3 protein-coding genes are annotated in these 1,140 nt (G+C 43.8%); 1 reads left to right on the top strand and 2 read right to left on the bottom strand.

Annotated elements, in window-relative coordinates; all coding sequences use genetic code 11:
- Nucleotides 1-109: 109 nt before the first annotated feature.
- On the bottom strand, nt 110-535 hold the full coding sequence (locus tag ACYVJ4_RS16950) for a site-specific integrase (protein WP_123906383.1): 426 nt from the start codon (nt 533-535) through the stop codon (nt 110-112).
- A 226-nt stretch (nt 536-761) separates the two neighbouring features.
- Here ACYVJ4_RS16950 and ACYVJ4_RS16945 point away from each other — a divergent pair, with 226 nt between their 5' ends.
- A complete protein-coding gene (locus ACYVJ4_RS16945) occupies nt 762-869 on the top strand; it encodes a YnaM/YnfT family protein (RefSeq protein ID WP_350223618.1) in 108 nt (35 codons plus the stop codon).
- On the opposite strand, the gene ACYVJ4_RS16940 is transcribed toward ACYVJ4_RS16945, so the two are convergent.
- Nucleotides 866-1,140: helix-turn-helix domain-containing protein (locus ACYVJ4_RS16940; protein WP_460461267.1), on the bottom strand; the 275-nt coding region annotated here is incomplete at its 5' end. The two genes, ACYVJ4_RS16945 and ACYVJ4_RS16940, sit on opposite strands and share 4 nt — an antisense overlap.

Genomic DNA, 1,140 nt, shown 5'->3' with positions numbered 1-1,140 from the left:
ATATGTGGCTGGTGAATGATTAGCAAAGCCCGTGTTCGCTTCGTGCATACCTTCAACTACGCAGACATGCACCACTACCCATCGTACTTTTCCGATATTGAACGGCACTTCATCTTAGTGGCGTTAAATAATAAGCACTTTTACTACTCACTGTTTTTGCGGTCACTCCAATAGATGCCCTTTTCAGTGCCGCATTAAATGCAACTAACGTTACCGGTCTTGGAGTTGTCTTGGTACGATGTGAATGGCTCTGAAACAAAAACACATCTTCAGGATACTTCTCCCTGCGGGAGTGGAGAATTCTTTTAACTCCTGGCTTAAGAGCAATGCATCTTTCCCTCAGTCCTTTTGTGGCTGAAAGAACAAGAATATCATGGCTCACATCATCAAACTTTGCCCCAAGAAGCTGTCCGGGCTTAGCCTGACTCAGATACAACATTGCCCAGAGATCTGACCATGTATCAGAAATATTCTCAAGATTCCGCTTGATAGCAATAAATTCAACTACGGTAAGCCCCCACACATCTCTCATCATTCCTTTCAGTAGATCCTCTTGTTACATGAAGCTTATGTACAAACAGAATCTTCATGGTTGTAACATTCAATATTCGAATTACCGAACAGTGCCCAGCAACCGTAGCTCATTTTTACATATGGCTGTCCGAAACATCAAACATCCTGCTCTCATACTAAGAATTTTTTGTTCTGAACGTTTGCAGTTCCGTATTGTCTAAATGAAAAGTTCATAAAAAAGGTTCAACATGGCAACGTTTATAATCGCAAGTACCGTAGTTGTTGCTCTTGGCTTGATAGTATTGAGCCTGATCAAAATTGGCATAAGCACATCGAATAACCCGGATGAATTTTAATGTGTTGAAGTTCGTGTAACGTCTTTATTTACTGGGAATTTTTTATATAGAGTACAAACGGCCACATCGTAAATGATCGCCACCTGCTTCCGATCCACTCCGTTTGCGATCAACCTGCCAGCCTGAGCCCATTGCTCAGGTGTCAATTTTGGCCGCCTCCCACCGATTCGCCCTTTCTCACGGGCTGCGGCCAACCCAGCCCGAGTGCGCTCCACTATCAACTCCCTCTCCATTTCAGCCAGAGCTGACATGATATGAAAGATGAAGCGGC

It is taken from the genome of Angustibacter peucedani (genome assembly GCF_054779595.1).
This window is presented reverse-complemented; position numbering and strand designations above follow the sequence as displayed.